Here is a 17,515-nt window from a genome sequence, read left to right on the forward strand (position 1 = left end):
TCCCCCTAAAACTAATGTCGTTAGTTTTATATTAACTAATACCATTAGTTTTAGCAACTATTTTTTCATCGACTGCTATATAAATATCAATTTGTGCTTGTTTTGGATCAATCGATCGTTCGTCGTACCATTCAAAATCGCCAGTATATGTTCGCAAGTGACGCTGTTCCCAGCTCCAAATCTGCTGCCATGTTTCAAACACAACCTCTTCAATCGGGCCCTTTCTCGTTTGAAATCTTGCGTAGGTGGAGCCTGGAATCTCTTTTGCATCTTGTGCTAGCTGCTGGTCAACCAATTGCCCCGCTGTGAACAAATAAGCGCCATTTTCATCCTTTTCATAATCTGAATACAGCCCTATGACTGGCGCATGGCCCCCGTCGAGCTGCTGCGTGAAAAATTGCTGCCAAAGCGGTGCAATCTTCCGCTCGTTTGTTTGCTCCATTTCATTTGTTGTTCGAACAGATAATCCCTTGATCCATTGTTTCTGTAAAATCACGATATCGTACATACATTCTCATCTCCTTTTTTCCATCATATAAAAAGAAACCTGACAACATTGTGTCAAGTTCCTTTTGGTTTTTGAAATTGTTTCAACTTTAGATCAAATGCTTCCCGAACGGATAGCGGAGAGACAATCTCGACATCTGGCCCTAAATAAAAAAGAAAGCTATATAACCAATCATCCTGAGGCAAAGTGATTGTGGCAAGATACGTACCATCTGCACATACGGTGAATTCATTTTCATCTATCCATTCCTTCACTTTACCAACAGAATCTTGAGTCAACCTGAGCGTTAGTGTACTGACGGAAGGTTCTTCATGCCAAGAATCATTCCAAGGCTTGTCTTCATTTTTTATTCGTTTAGGAAGAAAAGATACTGAATGCGTGATAAGGTCTGACATTCTTTTGAGTTTAAACAGGCGAAACGCTTTTTTCACGCAGCAATACGCATACAAATACCAGTGTCTTCCTTTTAAGACAAGTGTATAAGGCTCTACTTTTCTAGGAAGTGTTTCGCCTTTTGCATTGCGATAGGTGAACTGGATATATTGATGCGCTGAGGCAGCGGTATGAATGAGCTGGAGCTTCTTTTCTAAGTAGCTGTCTTTCCCCCAAGAGCTTAAATCAATAAAGACATGTTGCTGTTTCTCATTTTGAGGCGGGATCAGGGATTTCATTTTCTTTAGTACATGTTCACTTTCTTTAAAGGTGTATGCACTCGTAATGCTTTCAAGAGCTGTTAAAATCAGTTCAATATCATCATCGGTGAATAATTTTTTCTCTAGACGATAGTCGTCAACGAGTGAAATTCCACCCCCTGCGCCTTGTTTTGTGACAACTGGAATCCCCGCTTGATTAATCGTATCAATGTCACGGTATATGGTTCTTACGCTCACTTCATGTAGTTCAGCGAGGTCTTTCGCCTGTACTTGCCGTTTGCTAATCAGTATCATCACAATGGACAAAATGCGATCGATTTTCATGACTTTTCCTCTTTTTCATAAATATAGGTTTTGATTTGATAAAAAAAGAAAGAATGGTAATGATAAGTAACAGCCAGCATTCGTTTACATCCCTGCCTGTGCAGGAGGAGGTTGCATCATGACACATCACGTATGGCAGTTGTTCATGATCGGGATCGTCATGCTCGTCTGGATCATCATTCGAATGAATCGAATGAGACGCTATCAGCTTGTGCGCCCGGTAAATCTTTTCATGAGAATGTATGTATTTAGTCTCACTGCCCTTATTCTCTTATCAGAAGGATGGCAAAATCACAGTATTTTTATCTATGCCGTCATTGGCATGATCTTCGGGAGCAGTCTCGCCGTTCACGCCTATCAGACGATTCAGATGAAATTAGAAAATGGCCGGCTGTATATGAAAACAAGTAAATGGATTGAAAGCTTTATTTTATGTTTGTTTTTATCTAGGCTAGCATTTAAATCGGTCAATCTGACAACACATGCGATCACCAAAATGGATATCGTTGAATTGTATCAGCATATTGTCAGCGATGATGCGCTGACAATACTCAGCTTTTTCCTTCTAGCGGCTTACTATATTGTGTTTTCTTATCAAATGATGAAAGCAAATAAACGATCAACCCAAGTACATCATGCATAAAAAACCTTCCTATATAAAAGTAGGAAGGTTTTTTCTCAATCATGCTGTGCATGGTGTATCATTTGTTCAAGCACTTCCATCACATGCTGATCTTCAGGACTGTAAAAAATCGAGGTCCCTGCTCGTCTAGATTTCACGAGACGAAGATTTTTTAAAAAGCGCAGCTGATGAGATACGGTTGATTGCATAAGGTTTAGTGTTTCTGCTATATCATTTACTGAATGTTCACCTTGAGACAGCAAATGCAGAATACGAATACGCGTCGGATCAGATAAGGCTTTAAATGTTTGGGAGACAAGAAATAGACTTTCTTCGTCCAGCTCCATCCGTTCCTGTTCTTGATTTGTATTCAGTTCTTCCTTCATTTCGCTTCACCTTTCTTGTCAGTCAACTCACGACTTATTCTATGTATCATCATATACCAAAACGTGTAGCATGCAAAGCTTCCACACCTTTTGAAAAAAGATTTATTCAAATAGCATTGACACGTGGTAGCATTCTTTTTAAAATGAGCATTATTTATTCATTTTTTTAGAGGAGCTGATAGGCAAATTGACTGAAGAGCCAAGACTAAAACGCAGCCTGACTGTTTTTCCGCTTGTTGTGATCGGGCTTGCTTATATGGACCCACTTGTCGTATTTGATTCATACGGCATTGTTGCTCAGCTGACGAAAGGACACGTTGCTGCAGCTTATATCTTTACTTTACTGGCATTACTATTGACAGCGCTTAGCTATGGGAATATGGTGAAGGCTTTTCCAAAAGCAGGATCTGCATATACATACGCGCAAAAAAGTATTCATCCTCACGTCGGCTTCCTTGTAGGCTGGACACTATTGCTAGACTATTTATTTTTGCCTATGGTGAATTTTGCAATCGGAAGTGCATATTTAACCGCAGCCTTTCCTGATGTACCTCATTACATTTGGATCATCATACTTGCTATCGCCATAACGACTGTCAATGTAATCGGTATACGTCTTACAGCCAACATTACAGCGCTATTTGTGACCTTTCAGGTGATTGTCGCTGTTACATTTGTTGGGTTTATTATTTATGGGCTCACGCAGCATGCAGGCACGGGAGAGATACTGTCAACCCGTCCGTTTTATTCAGCAAGCTTAGATCCCGCCCTTATTTTTTCCGGCGCAACGATTTTATGTTTTTCTTTTCTAGGATTTGATGCGATTTCGACCATGTCTGAGGAAACAATTAAACCAAAAAGAACGATTCCTCTCGCTATATTTTTAACGGTCGCTATTGGAGGTGTGCTGTTTACCCTCACCTCTTATTTTTTACAGCAGGTGTTTCCAAATTTTCAACAGTTCAAGCATCCAGATGCGGCATCACTTGAAATTGCGGAATTTGTGGGCGGAGCGTTTCTCCACTCATTCTTTTTAGCCGGCACCATGGTCGCTGTCATCTCTTCCTCCCTATCATCACATGCGAGTGCCGCAAGACTCTTGTATGCGATGGGAAGAGATCAATCATTACCAAAGCGTTTCTTCGGTTATATTCACCCAACATTGAAAACGCCTGTATTTAATATTTTATTAATTGGTGTTTTTTCGTTAACCGCAGTTATTGGTGAGCTTGAGGTCATTTACTCGTTTATCAGCTTCGGGGCATTAATTGGATTTACGTTTGTTAACTTGTCTGTTTTCGCTTACTATTTCATCAAACAAAAACAAAGAGGTGTATTAAACACACTGAGGTATGCCATCATCCCTCTTTGCGGAACGGCTTTTTGTATTTGGCTCTTAACAAGCATCAGTACAAATGCATTAATCATCGGCATGGTGTGGCTCATGATCGGTTTTGTTTATTTCTGCTATAGACTGAAAACAAGAACAGAATTTACGTTTGGCTATGATTGAATATAAGGTTTTCACTTGGTATCCTGTGCAGGATATGGCATAATATAAAGGCTGTACTTCCCTTTTAAAAGCGGGGCAAAACAGGGGTGAACTGACCTTGAAAAAGAAAAAAACAGGATGTTTTGCCATTTCAGGCTGTTTCACGATTTTTCTGTTTGTTTGCGTATTAGCGGCCATTGTCATTTCCTTTAATCAAAAGGAGTTAAAAAAGCTGCCGATTGATACGGAATCAATTGTTTTGTCGAGATTGGATGATTACAAACCGCTTGTAGAAACAGAGTTAAGAGATCAAGATTTAGATCAATATACCGCGTTAATTCTCGGTATGATGTATCAAGAATCAAAAGGCAGAGGCGGAGATCCAATGCAGTCCTCTGAATCTCTTGGTTTGAAACGAAATGAAATCAATGACCCTCAGAAAAGCATTAAACAAGGAGTCCATCATTTTTCGACTATGTACAAGCATGGGAAGAAAAAAGGCGTTGATTTGGAAACCATTATTCAAAGCTATAACATGGGAATCGGCTATATTGATTTTGTTGCAAAAAACGGGGGAAAACATTCCGAAAAATTGGCAAAGCAATACTCCAAAAAGCAAGTGAAGCGAAACCCTGAAGTCTATACATGCGGGGGCGATAAAGATAACTTCCGCTATCCGTATTGCTACGGTGATTTCACTTATGCTGAAAAAGTAAAAGAAAAAACGAAAACAGTTGAAGAAAAGATGAAATTGGCTTCATCATCCACACCATCATCGTAAAAAAAGCACTTCCTAAACGGAAGTGCTTTTCATTTTATGAATGCTCTTTCCCGATTTCCGGCAGGATCGTTTTGGCTAAATGCTGATCCATTTCTTCATATTCATCATAATGAATCGTTTCATATAGCTCTTTTCTCGTTTGCATGTCCTCCAGCATTCCCTGCTGCGTCCCCTTTTCTTTAATCTCTGTAAATAAACGCTCATACGCTTTTGCAGCAACTCTCAGGGATGTCACTGGATAAATCACCATTTGAAAGCCAAACATAGAAAATTCGTCTGCATGATAATAAGGTGTTTTTCCAAACTCCGTCATGTTTGCAAGAAGCGGCCCTTTTATATTGTTTGAAGCATACGTGAAATCTTCTGCTGTGATCAGCGCCTCAGGAAAAATGGCATCTGCTCCTGCTTCTAGATAGAGATTCGCCCGGTGAATGACATCCTCCATCCCGTTTACTGACTTCGCATCCGTTCTTGCGATGACGAGAAGTGTAGGTGCCGCTCGTTTGATCGCTTTGATTTTCGCCATCATTTCTTCTACAGAAACGAGTGATTTTCCGTTTAAATGTCCGCATTTCTTCGGCATTTGCTGATCTTCAATTTGAACAGCCGCTACCTTGCTCTCCACCATTTCTTTTGCTGCCCTGGCTGCATTTAATACCCCGCCATAGCCAGTATCCATATCAACCAAAAGAGGCAGCTGAGAAGCTCGAATGATTTCCTTTGCCTTTTCCGCCATTTCAGTGGAATGAATCATACCGAGGTCAGGAAGCCCTTTGCTTGCGCAAAAAGCGGCACCCGATAAATAAAGCCCTTGAAATCCCATTTTCCTCGCATAGAGCGCAGACATTCCATCGTGAACGCCTGGAATTTGAAATAAAGCGGATTTGTGCATTTGCTCTTTAAAAGCTGCGGCTAAGTCAGCTTGATTTACTTCATCATTCACGATCCACACACTAGCTCCCCCTTATATGACAAATAAATCCATAAATGCTGGTACTGTCGTTGTTTTTAATTGATTTGGATTTTGACAAAGTGAAAAAATTTGATCGACTTGTTTTTGTGGAAATCTCGTTTTCAAATGATATACCCATTTCTTTTCAAGCAGCGGGATCCCTTCCTGCCTTCTTCTACGATGACCAAGCGGATATTCAATTTCGATTCGATCTGTCATCGTTCCGTCTTTAAAGAAGATTTGAACACAGTTTGCAATTGATCTCTTTTTCGGATCTAAATAGTCTTCTGTATACCTTTTATCTTCTTTCACGATCATTTGATCACGCAAACGGTCAATGAGCGGATTCTGCGCCGTTTCTTCTTCATAATGATCAGCGGTCAGCTCACCATAGATTAACCCAATGGCCGTAATATACTGCAAGCAATGATCACGGTCTGCCGGGTTGTAAAGCGGTCCTTTTTTATCAATAATTCGAATGGCTGATTCATGTGTCGTAATCTCAATCCTGTCAATCTCATCTAAACGGTCTTTTACCGCGTCATGTAGAATGACAGCGGCCTCAGCGGCAGTTTGCGCATGAAATTCTGCTGGATAAGCAATTTTAAAGAGTACATTTTCGATCACATATGACCCGAGCGGCTGGGCAAGTGTGAGTGGTTTTCCTTTCATTAACACGTCTTCAAATCCCCACTTTTCTGCACTGAGGGGCGTTTGATAGCCCATTTCTCCTTTCAATGTCATCATCGCTAGTCTCACCGCACGGCTTGTGGCATCCCCTGCTGCCCACGATTTCCTTGATCCTGTGTTCGGGGCATGCCGGTACGTTCTAAGCGGTGAATTATCCACAAATGCTTGTGATAACACATGCTGCACATCTTCTTTCGTTCCGCCAAGCATTGCACAAACGACTGCACTTGATGCCACCTTGACAAAAAGAACATGATCCAAACCATTTCGATTCAAACAATTTTCTAAAGCAAGCACACCTTGTATTTCATGTGCCTTTACAATCGCATGCAGTACGTCATTCATCGTTAGCGGCTCTTCTCCGTTTGCAAGGCGTGTTCTGCTGATATAATCGCTTACAGCCAATATCCCGCCTAGGTTATCTGAGGGATGCCCCCACTCCTGTGCAAGCCACGTGTCATTATAATCTAACCAGCGGATCATACATCCTATATTAAACGCCGCTTGAACAGGATCTAATACAAATGAAGTGCCGGGCACTCTTGCTCCGTTAGGGACAACAGTTCCAGGTACGATGGGTCCAAGATGCTTCGTGCATTCTGGAAAGTTGAGCGCCAGCATTCCGCAGCCGAGTGTATCCATGAGTACATACCGAGCTGTTTCAATGGCCTCTTTGCTCGTAATTTCTCCATCCACGGCATAGGCTGCGATATCTTCTAATAGTTGATCTGTTTGATTGGCTACTGCTGTTTTATTCATCTTCATTCCCCCGTTTTTCCATCATCATTTGAGACTTTTAATCCTCTTGGTCCTAAATACCTTACTCTCGGTCTAAAAATCCGATTGTGTGAATGCTGCTCGATGACATGCGCTGCTAATCCGCTTGCTCTCGCAGCAAAAAAAATCGGTGTATAAAGTGAAATAGGAATACCGAGCACGTAATAAATAGGTGCTGCGTAATAATCAAGGTTTGGATAGAGGTTTTTCTTTTCTTTCATGTATGCCTCGCCTGCGACGCACATGTCATAAAGCGTCGTGTCTCCTTTTGATTCGGTAAGCGTTTTCAACGATCGTTTTAAAAGTGCCGCTCTTGGGTCCATTTTTCTCATATATACCCGGTGTCCAAAGCCCATCATTTTTTCTTTTGCGGCTAATTTACGTTCGATGAGCGCAAGGAAACCTTCTGTTGTTTTGCCTTCGAGCAGCATGTGCATGACTGCTTCGTTTGCGCCTCCGTGTAAGTCACCTTTTAATGAAGAAATCGCTCCAGTAAAAGCACCATACATGTCAGAATGAGTAGATGCAATGACTCTTGCTGCAAATGTTGAATTCGGCAGCTCATGCTCACTATAAAGCGTGAGCGTTTGGTCAAATGCTTTGATTTCGTCTTGTGCCGGAGTGCGGCCTGTTAACATCGCTAGAAAGTTTTCAGTGTAGGATTTGGTCTGGTCTGGAGTAGGTGTGGTGTCTTGTGTGAGAATATGATAGCTTCCCGCAACAATCGCTGGAAGCTGGCCAAGTAATCGAACGGCACGCGCTTGTTGGCATGCTTCTGATCGATCATTCAGTTGTTCATCGTACCCTGCAAGAGCAGATAAACACGTTCTCATGGCATCCATTGGGTGAGTGGTTTTTGGCAGTTTTGTCAAAATGGTTTGAATGGTTGGATGTAAGCTTGTTTGTGAGGAAATATCTTGCTGAAATTGGTGATATTCCATTGCATCTGGTAATCTTCCATAAATGAGCAGATAGGCTGTTTCTAAGTACGTCTTGTTTTGTGCCAGCTCGATGAGGTCATAACCGCGAATCACAATTTCTTCTTGCTGGACATCTAGGAACGAAATTGACGTTTCACTTGCCACAATGTCTTCAAGCCCCGGTTTGTACTGCAATTGTTCAGTCATCATATAACCCCCGTTTCGTTCAATTGTGTTCTCCAAACGAGCAAACGGCCAGACATGATGTGATTCTATAGGTGGGAAGATACCGTGCAAGTCGGATACCCAATTCCCATTTTATCCAAAGCACTTCATCTTGTAAATAAAAGAACGTATGTCCAGATGGACATACGTTAGCTGTAATATGGAGAAATCATGATATATACGATGACACCTGTTAGACTGACATAGAGCCAAAGAGGCATGGTCCATCTGGCAATTTTACGATGACGTTCGACTTGCATTTGTGCGCCTCTAAAGAGGGTGATCAGTGCAAGCGGTACAATGACGGCAGATAAGACGATATGTGTGATGAGAATAAAGAAGTAAATCGGACGAATGATTCCTTCTCCCCCGAAGTGTGTATCAGCTGCCATTGAATGATACGTCACATACGAAATTAAAAAGACAAGTGTTGTTGAAAAAGCCGCAAAGATAAATCGTCTATGGGCTTTAATGTTCTTTTGTTTAATCATAATGAGCGCTGAAAGTAAAAAGATAAACGTAAAACTGTTCATCACGGCATTCAGTAACGGCAGAAATGTAATATCCAGATGACTAAATTTATCTGTTTTTGGCATGAAAAATAATAAAGCAATTAAGCCGTTTATGGCAATTGTTAAAAAGACAACAATGCCGGTGAAATTTTTCGGTTTTTGATTCTGTTCGTTCATGTTTGAAAACCTCTCTTTATTAGTTCCGACTAAGAGTATGTTATTTAACTTTCTCTCTAAAGTCAATGAATTCGCTGTCTTCGTCGAATTTTAGACAAACTTGCCGATTGCCTGCCTTCTAGCGGCTTGAAAGATCCACTCACTTCCTTTAGAATGGGAATTTGTGTGGTTTTTATCAACTCTTCTATGAAAGGAGCAATAGACTTGTCAATCTTACAGGAAACAACAAAAGATGTGAAGACATTAGAGCAAGAATTACAGCAGTTGCAGTTCCAAATGTATCGAATGCAAGAAAATATAAAAGATATTTCAAAAAAAGCAAAGATTATTGGCATTGATCAAGCGAAGGAAGATGAATGGATGATCGTCTCTGCAATTGAGAATGCAGATACGTGCAAAATCATGTTAAGCGATTGTGAAAAAGCTTTTCGCGGACAATCTGATTTTTCCTTGATCGCGGAATATCCTGAAGAAGGAAAGATTCACATTGCCGATATTAAAGGCCCGCCTGATAATGGCTATGGATCCATCTGTATGAAGCATTTAAAAGAAATCGCAAGAGAGCAAAACATTCCAGTCATTACTGGGGATCTCGTCAAAAGAGATTGGAACCATGTGGACCGCCTGATTCATTTTTATGAAAAACACCATTTTGATGTCCAAATTAATTGGAAAGAGCAAAGCGGAGAAATTTATTGGGTGGACAGCTAACGACACAAAAACCAGCGTTGAGATGGGCTTATACGCTGGTTTTTGTCGAAAATGCGAATTTTTCAGAAAAATATGTGTATTTCCGGCCAAAAAAAGGTATAATAAAAGCATCAGGCCGCCACCTGATGCTTTCTTCCAAAAACAATAGACTACTAGTTAAGTACTTTCACTTTGACTGATTTTACGCCCCAATTTTTAGCTTGGGATTTGCTTGGTACGTGTACATCAATTTTGTTACCTTTAATTGCGCCGCCAGTATCTGCTGCGATGGCTTCACCGTAGCCTTCAACATAAACCTTACTTCCTAATGGAATGACATTAGGATCTACTGCGATTACTTTTGCATTTGGGTTTTTGTTTAAGTTTACCCCTGTTGCAGTGATACCTGAGATGCCACCATCATTTGCTGTATAAGCCGTAGCCGTTACAGTCATTTCTTTTTGAACACTTTGACTAGCAGAAGATGATTCTGCTTTAGCTGTTTCCTTTTTAGGAGCAGCTTTTTTCGTTGTTTGCTCTTTTTGGACAGGTGCCTGTTTTTGAACAGGTTCTGAGCTTACCGGAGCTGAGCTTTGACCAGCAACACTTAGTGTTGAACCAATCATAATTATATCTGAGTTTAAGTTATTCCAAGACTTAATATCGCTAATTGACACATTGAATTTTTGAGCGATTTTCCAGAGGCTGTCCCCCTTCTGGACTTTGTACTGCTCCTGAGTTTTCTCTTTTGAAGAGATTGTCAATTTATCTCCTACATAGATCATGTCTGTAGATAAATTGTTCCAACCCTTTAGGTCCTTTAGAGACACATCATTTTTTTGAGAGATTCCCCAAAGTGTATCACCTTTCTGTACAGTGATTTCCTTTGCAGAAGCTTGCTGTGCTCCTAATGCTGTTGTTGAGATTGCTGCAACAGCAACCAAGGACATAATAGTCTTCTTCATAAAGTAAATCCTCCCTTGTTAGCTTTTTATGGCGGCTAACGAGTGCTATCGTAACATATGTAAATGTCATTTCAATAACAAAACGATATGTTTTAGATTACAGTTCCTTTACATGAAACATCTCTCTCCATTGGTAAATCAGCCCACTAAATGGCTCAATTCCGCATCATATCAAGGTTTTGTAGGGATGGAAATCATCATGATGAAAACGCGTCCAAATGAAACGAAAAAAATTTATTTTCCTTCTTCAAACTCTTTATTTTTTCTCTTTTTCTATAAATAAACGAATTTCTTCTAAAAAAACATCTCCATATTTCTCTCTTTTTTGTGCACCGACACCTTTAATATTTAAAAGTTCTTCTTCTGTTTTAGGCTCTACTGCTGACATTTCCTTCAATGTTTGATCAGAAAAGACAACAAATGGCGGAACGCCCTGCTCTCTTGCCAACTTCATTCTGACCATTCTTAACTGCTCAAATAATGCACCATTTTCTTGAATAGCCTCTGCCTTAATCGCCTGCTTTTTATAGACGGTCTCCTGCCCCACTAGCACTTTCTTTCCTTTTTGTGTCACTTTTAGTGTTGGAAAAGCTCCTTCAGACATGTGTAAATACTCTTCTGTAATTAAAAATTCAATGAAATCACTGATATGTTGGGCTGAATGCTGTTTCATTAAAGCATAAGTAGGAAGCCGGTCGAAACCAAAATCAAGCACTTTTTTATTTTTAGAGCCGGCTAATACTTGAGCTATCATCATTTTTCCGAATCGTTCGTTCATTCTAACGGTACATGACAAAACCATTTGTGCTTCTCTCGTGACGTCTTCACGCTCTCTCTCGTCTAGACAGTTGCTGCATTTTTGACAAGGGGCACTTGATGATTGGTCAAAGTAATCCATCACAAATTGCTGAAGGCACTGTTCCGTATGACAGTAGTCTACCATTTGTCTCAACTTGAGCAATTCATGCTGATACCGCAATTCATCTTCTGTTGATTGTTCAATGAGAAAGCGCTGCACGCGTACGCCTTGCGGTGAAAACAGCAAAATGCATTCACTTTCAAGCCCGTCTCTCCCGGCACGTCCTGCTTCTTGGTAGTAACTTTCAATATCTCTTGGAATTTGATGATGAATGACAAAACGTACATTAGACTTATTAATCCCCATACCAAATGCAGATGTAGCTACCATTACTTGAATATCATCATTTAAAAAAAGATTTTGCTGTTCTTCTCTGACTTCATCATCTAATCCTCCGTGATAAACACCCGCTTTGATTTTTTGCTTTTTTAGACGATGATAAATTTGATCTGCTTCTTTTCGTGTGGCTGTATAAATAATGCCTGACTCAAGACTGTTTTTCTTCATATATTGTGTGATGAATTGGTCGCTGTTTTGCCCTTTCACCACTTGAAAAGACAAATTTTCTCTAGCAAAACCAGTAAAGATTGTTTCTTCTTCGTCCATGCCCAGTTGCTCACATATATCCTGTTGGACCTTCTTTGTAGCAGTGGCTGTTAATGCTACAATAACAGGCCTTTTTGAAAGCTTGTTTACACATTCTTGTATAAAGCGATAGCTCGGTCTAAAATCATGTCCCCACTCAGATATACAGTGCGCTTCATCAATAGCCATTAAAGGAATCGTCAATCGATCAAGCAGCTGGAAAAAACGTTCATTTTGTAAGCGTTCAGGGGTGATATAAAGCAAATCATACTCCCCCTGTTCACATTTTTTCAGCCTTGTATTCATTTCACCTGCTGAAAGTGTACTATTTAAAAAGGACGATCGTATTCCCATCTCATTTAACGCATCAACCTGATCTTTCATTAAAGAAATAAGCGGAGATACAACGATTGTCGTTCCTTCCATCATAAGAGCAGGAATCTGGTAGCAAACCGATTTCCCTCCGCCTGTCGGCATAATGCAGACCGTATCCTTCCGTTTATTCACAATCGATTCAATGGCTTGTTTTTGTCCTTGTCTAAAAGCATCAAAGCCATAATATTGTTTAAGAAGTGCTGCTGCTTGTTGTAACATCCAATTCCCTCTCCGTCGTTTGTTTTGTCTATTTTAACATACATTTGTACATGCACATTCGGTCTGTTCAAAATCGTCTTTTGGACAAAATAAAAAGCCATTTTCCAAAAATGGAAAATGGCTTGAATCATCCTAGGAAAAGCTGCGGATGCCGTAATCTAAGTAAGAAAGTTTTAAACCACCACTCCTCAAAGTGGGTGTTTGCAGAAACGTTCCTGTCTTCCTCTCGAAGGAGGCGTGACATTCCGGCTTCAATATAAAACTCCCTATTACAGCTTAAAGGTTAAAACTTAATTAACATTACGCGCATCGCAGCCTTTAAACTATATTACACGAAAGTTTATTAAATTTCAAGATATGTTTTTTCTAAAAAAATACTCATGTATACAAGATTTTTGTCCATGTAGACGTAGGAAAACATTATGTTGAGAAAACATAAATTCCTCTCATCATGTTATTTTTCCTCATCTACATCAACATCTTGCTCTTCTTCTAGCCTTTCATACGTATCTGAATGTAATTGATCCATTGTTTCTCTATTTGTTAAATCACGCATTTGCTCAGAGAACGAACGGTCAAATTCATTTGGATCTTGATTGGTTTCTTCATTTTTCTTTGCATCAATTGAATAACGAGTATAGGGTACTGCTTTCAAACGTTCATATGGAATGTCTTTTCCTGTTTTTTCACAAATTCCATATGTTCCGTCTTCCATCCGCTTAAACGCCGCATCAATTTCACCTTCGAGCTGATCGTCGACTTGATCCAGCGTCTGTTCGGTCATGCGATCTAAATAGATGCTTCCGTGATCTGCGATATGGTTTCCAACACCATTTGAAATCTCATTCGATTCGACCAGCATGGATTCTTCTTTCTTTTTTGATCCTTTCACATCTTCTTTTAATTGAATAAGTCTTTCATATAAATCAGTTTTTTGCTCTTTCGTTAAGCTCACGGTCAATCACTCCTTTCTCTTTACCTTCCCGCTCCATGCGAAATGAAAACATCAAAAAAGCCGCCGCCTTTGGCAGCAGCTTTCTTCATTTAAAGATTGCGAAGTGCTTCTTCTACTGGTGTATCACCTTTGATTAAGTCAAAGGCTTTATTTTTCACATTGGATTCCGTTAAGCTTTCCACTAAGACAGTGGCTACATCTTCTCTTGAAATCTCAATGTCACGATCGTCTGGAATATGAGCCGCCGCTTCTATTTTCCCTGTCTTTTCCTCATGCAGCAGTGCTCCTGGCCGCACAATGGTGTAAGAAAGACCAGACTGTTTTAAATGTTCATCGGCTTTTCTTTTCGCTTCATAATAAATTTCCATACTGCCTTGTCCTTTTCCTTGATGAGGATCGTCGGCATTATAAGAACTCAGCATCACAAAATGCTGAATATTTTCTTTTTTGGCTGTATCAACGAGGCGTTTTGCCCCCTCTTGATCAACAGCGATGGTTTTATCTGCACCTGTTTTTGAGCCTGAACCAGCTGCAAAGATGACAGCTTCTGCTTGCTTCACAGCATCTGTCACATCCTTTTCAAGATCACCGATGACAGGCTCTGCCCCAAGTTCTTTTAGCGCATCTGCTTGTTTTTCATCTCGAATGAGAGCAAGCGGCTCATGTCCTTTTTCTTTTAAATATCGAATGACAAGTCTCCCTGTATGTCCGTTTGCTCCAGCAACTAATACTTTCATTGTTCATTCTCCTTTCTGTATCTGTTTCATCTTTATCCTTTTTTGTTGTGATTCAAACACATGAATAGAAAAAAGCCTTCCCCACTGTAGTGGGAAAAGCTTAAGGGATATGCGATAGATAAAAATAAGAACAAAGAATGAGAAAAGTGCATGTGATCTATGTAATCGCATCGTTGATCAGCAAAGATGTTTTGTTAAAATGGCCTGCACGTCACTCAAATCTGTATCTTTAGAAAAATCGAGTTCAAATACTTTTGAGCTTGTAACAAGCAGCATACCAGTGTCCTGATCAAACACGCCAGCTTCTTGAATGGCAAAACTTTCTATTGATCGATACGGCAAGGAGACCCTGACTTTCTTTTTAGAAAATACGCGGTTATCGCCAAAGATCAGTCGTTTATTGGTGAAACAAATTTGGTCGTGACGCAGTCTGTAAACAGCCTCAATTCTTTCTCCTTCAATTAATAAGGATTCGAATTTTTTATGATCATTTTGTTTACTGACAGAAAAAATACCCACGTAAACCCCCTCTTCCTGCATCAAATTCCTTTATGACAAAACGGCCACACGGCTCTGTGGGTACGTTTTATTCTCACTTATAGAATACGCTATAAATCGTCGTTATTCCATTACGAATAGATTAAATTTCATTTAACTTTTTCTTTTTGATCCGATGCTCTTTCCTCTACTTATTTAGACTGTTAAAGCAGGAAAAAAGTTTCAGTTTTTTCAAGAAATCATTCGTTATGAGACCATAAAAAAACAGTGATTATGTAAAATCACTGTTTTAATTCTTTCGGGGTATCAATCGTTCCTTCGGCATACACATCAGAAATCTGCTCAAGCGTAATCGCCATATCAGCATCTTCATTGTCATGCCAAGCATTTTGATGTTTCTGCTCTTCTTGCTGCTGCTTTTTCATCATCATCACCCTTTACTGTTTTTCTTAGTATGAGTGATGACCCTCAAAATCATTCAGCAGAATTGTCTTCGAAATACTCTTTGTAATACCCGCCTACTTTACCCGTATTATCAACGACAAAGAGAAATTCCTCTGTTTCATTTTTCACATCATATGTGTGTCCAACCGTTAATGCCCGGTCAACCATATATTTTTTCGCATTTGTATGTACACATTTTACTTGTTTTACCGTTTCAGCCGTTTGCCAGTTTTGATGGATCATGATTTAAAAACTCCTTTTTTCATCTATACATTTATTGTAGCCAATTTTTCGTGAAATGCAATGAGTGTTATCGATTGCTTTCAAAGATGTCGTGTAATATGATAAATGTATACGTTTACATATGTGTGCGTATAAAAATTGCTTCATGTCCACTTTTTCCACCTAGAACTCGCAGAACAACCCATATCTTTAAGGAGGTTTGTTTATTTATGAGCTCTACAACACTTCAAATCAGTTCAAAACTCGAATCTTTTCTCCAAGGGACGAAAAAACTCTACATTAACGGTCAGTTTGTCACAAGTCATGATAACAAAACATTCTCTACGCCTAACCCTGCCACAGGAGAAACCCTTATTGATGTATATGAAGCAGGTGCAGCCGACATTGATGAGGCAGTAAAAGCTGCTAAAAAGGCGTTCCATGGACCTTGGCGTTCTATGTCTGCAGCCGAACGTGCCCGCTTGATGTTTAAGCTGGCAGATTTAATGGAAGAACACCAAGAAGAACTGGCCCAGCTGGAAACACTTGACAATGGAAAACCAATTAATGAAACAACCAATGCGGATATCCCTCTTGCCATTGAGCACATGCGCTATTATGCAGGGTGGACCACGAAAATGACTGGACAAACCCTTCCTGTCAGCCAGGGATATTTTAATTATACCCGCCATGAGCCTGTTGGCGTTGTGGGACAAATCATTCCTTGGAACTTCCCGCTGCTCATGGCCATGTGGAAAATGGGTGCTGCACTAGCAACAGGCTGCACCATCGTTTTAAAACCAGCCGAACAAACACCGCTATCTGCTTTATATTTAGCTGAATTAGTGGATAAAGCCGGATTCCCAGAAGGCGTGATTAACATCGTTCCTGGATTTGGTGAAACAGCTGGTGAAGCATTAACCGATCACCCTGATGTCAACAAGCTGGCTTTCACTGGATCAACAAGTGTTGGGAAATTGATCATGGAGAAAGCAGCCAAATCCATCAAGCGTGTTACTTTAGAGCTTGGCGGAAAATCGCCGAATATTATTTTACCAGACGCCGATTTAAAGAAAGCCATTCCAGGTGCATTAAACGGCGTGATGTTTAACCAAGGCCAAGTGTGCTGTGCAGGATCAAGGGTCTTTGTGCACCGGAGCCAATATGATGAAGTCGTCGATCAAATGGCTAAATATGCGACATCCTTAAAACAAGGAGCTGGTCTTCATCATGATACCCAGATTGGGCCTCTAGTGAGTAAAGAGCAGCATGAACGTGTGTTAGGTTATATCGAAAAAGGGAAGTCAGAAGGTGCAACAGCCGTAGTCGGTGGTGACTGCCCTTATGAAGCAGGCTATTTCGTCTCCCCTACTGTCTTTAAAGATGTAGAAGATGAAATGACAATCGCAAAAGAAGAGATTTTCGGCCCAGTTCTATCTGCGATTCCTTACGATTCCATTGATGAAGTGGTCGAACGTGCCAATCAATCTGACTATGGGTTAGCGGCAGGACTTTGGACAGAAAACTTAAAGCATGCCCACGATATCGCTGCACGCCTAGAAGCAGGAACCATTTGGGTCAACTGCTATAATGTCTTTGATGCCGCCTCCCCGTTTGGCGGATATAAACAGTCAGGTCTTGGCAGAGAAATGGGATCATATGCCCTTAACAACTATACAGAAGTCAAAAGCGTGTGGATTAATCTGCAAGACTAATCATTTAAGAAAGCCGATGACGATGTCATCGGCTCAGATTGTTGACAAAGGGCTAAAATGAACTTGATTTTAGCTTTTTGTCTTCTTTTCAGCGTGATAGAAAACCTTTGCAGCCCTAGGAAGGACGAGTACTGGCGCGGAGCGAATTTGACATTCGTGAGCACCGGAACGCAGGACTGCGGGTGAATGCGAGGGTTTGTCTACACGCTAAGCCGGTGACGATGTCATCGGC

General features: G+C 40.4%; 19 protein-coding genes and 1 other RNA gene. 5 read left to right on the forward strand and 15 right to left on the reverse strand.

Annotated features, from left to right (window positions below):
• Nucleotides 1-31 precede the first annotated feature (31 nt).
• Both ACTJJD_RS00185 and ACTJJD_RS00190 read right to left on the reverse strand, forming a co-directional pair.
• Nucleotides 32-508: a GyrI-like domain-containing protein gene (locus tag ACTJJD_RS00185; protein WP_007500687.1), complete on the reverse strand. Its 477-nt coding sequence runs from the start codon at nt 506-508 to the stop codon at nt 32-34.
• A 53-nt stretch (nt 509-561) separates the two neighbouring features.
• Nucleotides 562-1,485: a helix-turn-helix transcriptional regulator gene (locus ACTJJD_RS00190; protein ID WP_046343770.1), complete on the reverse strand. Its 924-nt coding sequence runs from the start codon at nt 1,483-1,485 to the stop codon at nt 562-564.
• Nucleotides 1,486-1,603: 118 nt separating this feature from the next.
• Here ACTJJD_RS00190 and ACTJJD_RS00195 point away from each other — a divergent pair, with 118 nt between their 5' ends.
• Nucleotides 1,604-2,128 carry a hypothetical protein gene (locus ACTJJD_RS00195; RefSeq protein WP_035391760.1) on the forward strand — a complete coding sequence of 175 codons (525 nt, stop codon included), beginning with the start codon at nt 1,604-1,606 and terminating at the stop codon, nt 2,126-2,128.
• Between the two features lie 35 nt (nt 2,129-2,163).
• On the opposite strand, the gene czrA is transcribed toward ACTJJD_RS00195, so the two are convergent.
• Entirely contained in the window at nt 2,164-2,493 is a 330-nt protein-coding gene (gene czrA / locus ACTJJD_RS00200; RefSeq protein WP_007500691.1) for a Zn(II)-responsive metalloregulatory transcriptional repressor CzrA, read from the reverse strand.
• A 187-nt stretch (nt 2,494-2,680) separates the two neighbouring features.
• Here czrA and ACTJJD_RS00205 point away from each other — a divergent pair, with 187 nt between their 5' ends.
• Together ACTJJD_RS00205 and ACTJJD_RS00210 are read left to right on the forward strand one after the other, a co-directional pair.
• A complete protein-coding gene (locus ACTJJD_RS00205; protein ID WP_072368369.1) occupies nt 2,681-4,006 on the forward strand; it encodes an APC family permease in 1,326 nt (441 codons plus the stop codon).
• Between the two features lie 97 nt (nt 4,007-4,103).
• Entirely contained in the window at nt 4,104-4,766 is a 663-nt protein-coding gene (locus ACTJJD_RS00210) for a lysozyme family protein (RefSeq protein ID WP_017359484.1), read from the forward strand.
• Between the two features lie 34 nt (nt 4,767-4,800).
• Here the strand turns inward: ACTJJD_RS00210 and prpB are convergent, their stop codons facing one another.
• From prpB to ACTJJD_RS00230, 4 genes are all read right to left on the reverse strand, one after another.
• Complete coding sequence (gene prpB / locus ACTJJD_RS00215; RefSeq protein ID WP_440608011.1) at nt 4,801-5,718, reverse strand: methylisocitrate lyase; 918 nt, start codon at nt 5,716-5,718, stop codon at nt 4,801-4,803.
• 12 nt (nt 5,719-5,730) lie between these two features.
• Nucleotides 5,731-7,167 (reverse strand): bifunctional 2-methylcitrate dehydratase/aconitate hydratase, encoded by a 1,437-nt coding sequence (locus ACTJJD_RS00220; protein WP_440608012.1) that lies wholly within the window; start codon nt 7,165-7,167, stop codon nt 5,731-5,733.
• A gap of 2 nt (nt 7,168-7,169) precedes the next feature.
• Nucleotides 7,170-8,312 carry a citrate synthase gene (gene mmgD, locus ACTJJD_RS00225; RefSeq protein ID WP_025207495.1) on the reverse strand — a complete coding sequence of 381 codons (1,143 nt, stop codon included), beginning with the start codon at nt 8,310-8,312 and terminating at the stop codon, nt 7,170-7,172.
• Between the two features lie 167 nt (nt 8,313-8,479).
• Nucleotides 8,480-9,019 (reverse strand): DUF420 domain-containing protein, encoded by a 540-nt coding sequence (locus ACTJJD_RS00230; protein ID WP_008346516.1) that lies wholly within the window; start codon nt 9,017-9,019, stop codon nt 8,480-8,482.
• A 204-nt stretch (nt 9,020-9,223) separates the two neighbouring features.
• Between ACTJJD_RS00230 and ACTJJD_RS00235 the strand changes: the two genes are divergently transcribed.
• On the forward strand, nt 9,224-9,730 hold the full coding sequence (locus tag ACTJJD_RS00235; protein ID WP_008346514.1) for a GNAT family N-acetyltransferase: 507 nt from the start codon (nt 9,224-9,226) through the stop codon (nt 9,728-9,730).
• Nucleotides 9,731-9,882: 152 nt separating this feature from the next.
• On the opposite strand, the gene ACTJJD_RS00240 is transcribed toward ACTJJD_RS00235, so the two are convergent.
• The 8 genes from ACTJJD_RS00240 to ACTJJD_RS00275 all read right to left on the reverse strand — a co-directional run bounded on the left by ACTJJD_RS00240 (nt 9,883) and on the right by ACTJJD_RS00275 (nt 15,589).
• Nucleotides 9,883-10,674, reverse strand: coding sequence for a LysM peptidoglycan-binding and 3D domain-containing protein (locus tag ACTJJD_RS00240; protein ID WP_007500712.1), 792 nt, complete (start codon nt 10,672-10,674; stop codon nt 9,883-9,885).
• Between the two features lie 256 nt (nt 10,675-10,930).
• Nucleotides 10,931-12,712 carry a DNA helicase RecQ gene (recQ, locus tag ACTJJD_RS00245; protein WP_048002894.1) on the reverse strand — a complete coding sequence of 594 codons (1,782 nt, stop codon included), beginning with the start codon at nt 12,710-12,712 and terminating at the stop codon, nt 10,931-10,933.
• A 135-nt stretch (nt 12,713-12,847) separates the two neighbouring features.
• Nucleotides 12,848-13,033: non-coding RNA, 6S RNA (gene ssrS / locus ACTJJD_RS00250), on the reverse strand.
• A 133-nt stretch (nt 13,034-13,166) separates the two neighbouring features.
• Nucleotides 13,167-13,667, reverse strand: a complete 501-nt coding sequence (locus ACTJJD_RS00255) for a TraR/DksA family transcriptional regulator (protein ID WP_017359489.1) — start codon at nt 13,665-13,667, stop codon at nt 13,167-13,169.
• 89 nt (nt 13,668-13,756) lie between these two features.
• A complete protein-coding gene (locus ACTJJD_RS00260; RefSeq protein WP_110487746.1) occupies nt 13,757-14,404 on the reverse strand; it encodes an SDR family oxidoreductase in 648 nt (215 codons plus the stop codon).
• A gap of 177 nt (nt 14,405-14,581) precedes the next feature.
• Nucleotides 14,582-14,923, reverse strand: a complete 342-nt coding sequence (locus ACTJJD_RS00265; protein ID WP_008346505.1) for a PH domain-containing protein — start codon at nt 14,921-14,923, stop codon at nt 14,582-14,584.
• Between the two features lie 260 nt (nt 14,924-15,183).
• A complete protein-coding gene (locus ACTJJD_RS00270) occupies nt 15,184-15,327 on the reverse strand; it encodes a DUF4025 domain-containing protein (RefSeq protein ID WP_440608013.1) in 144 nt (47 codons plus the stop codon).
• Nucleotides 15,328-15,376: 49 nt separating this feature from the next.
• Nucleotides 15,377-15,589 (reverse strand): DUF6501 family protein, encoded by a 213-nt coding sequence (locus ACTJJD_RS00275; RefSeq protein ID WP_017367443.1) that lies wholly within the window; start codon nt 15,587-15,589, stop codon nt 15,377-15,379.
• A 209-nt stretch (nt 15,590-15,798) separates the two neighbouring features.
• Between ACTJJD_RS00275 and ACTJJD_RS00280 the strand changes: the two genes are divergently transcribed.
• The gene (locus ACTJJD_RS00280) at nt 15,799-17,283 is read left to right on the forward strand and encodes an aldehyde dehydrogenase family protein (protein ID WP_019743300.1); all 1,485 of its coding nucleotides are present in this window, start codon (nt 15,799-15,801) and stop codon (nt 17,281-17,283) included.
• The last annotated feature ends 232 nt before the right edge of the window (nt 17,284-17,515 follow it).

It is taken from the genome of Bacillus sp. 22446, assembly GCF_052044955.1.
GTDB lineage: Bacteria > Bacillota > Bacilli > Bacillales > Bacillaceae > Bacillus > Bacillus altitudinis.

Coding starts and splice junctions, on each gene's coding strand:
- ACTJJD_RS00190 (WP_046343770.1), bottom strand. CDS start 1,485: ATGAAAATCGATCGCATTTTGTCCATTGTGATGATACTGATTAGCAAA.
- ACTJJD_RS00240 (WP_007500712.1), bottom strand. CDS start 10,674: ATGAAGAAGACTATTATGTCCTTGGTTGCTGTTGCAGCAATCTCAACA.
- czrA (WP_007500691.1), bottom strand. CDS start 2,493: ATGAAGGAAGAACTGAATACAAATCAAGAACAGGAACGGATGGAGCTG.
- ACTJJD_RS00230 (WP_008346516.1), bottom strand. CDS start 9,019: ATGAACGAACAGAATCAAAAACCGAAAAATTTCACCGGCATTGTTGTC.
- ACTJJD_RS00260 (WP_110487746.1), bottom strand. CDS start 14,404: ATGAAAGTATTAGTTGCTGGAGCAAACGGACATACAGGGAGACTTGTC.
- recQ (WP_048002894.1), bottom strand. CDS start 12,712: ATGTTACAACAAGCAGCAGCACTTCTTAAACAATATTATGGCTTTGAT.
- mmgD (WP_025207495.1), bottom strand. CDS start 8,312: ATGACTGAACAATTGCAGTACAAACCGGGGCTTGAAGACATTGTGGCA.
- ACTJJD_RS00220 (WP_440608012.1), bottom strand. CDS start 7,167: ATGAATAAAACAGCAGTAGCCAATCAAACAGATCAACTATTAGAAGAT.
- ACTJJD_RS00280 (WP_019743300.1), top strand. CDS start 15,799: ATGAGCTCTACAACACTTCAAATCAGTTCAAAACTCGAATCTTTTCTC.
- ACTJJD_RS00185 (WP_007500687.1), bottom strand. CDS start 508: ATGTACGATATCGTGATTTTACAGAAACAATGGATCAAGGGATTATCT.
- ACTJJD_RS00195 (WP_035391760.1), top strand. CDS start 1,604: ATGACACATCACGTATGGCAGTTGTTCATGATCGGGATCGTCATGCTC.
- ACTJJD_RS00270 (WP_440608013.1), bottom strand. CDS start 15,327: ATGAAAAAGCAGCAGCAAGAAGAGCAGAAACATCAAAATGCTTGGCAT.
- ACTJJD_RS00275 (WP_017367443.1), bottom strand. CDS start 15,589: ATGATCCATCAAAACTGGCAAACGGCTGAAACGGTAAAACAAGTAAAA.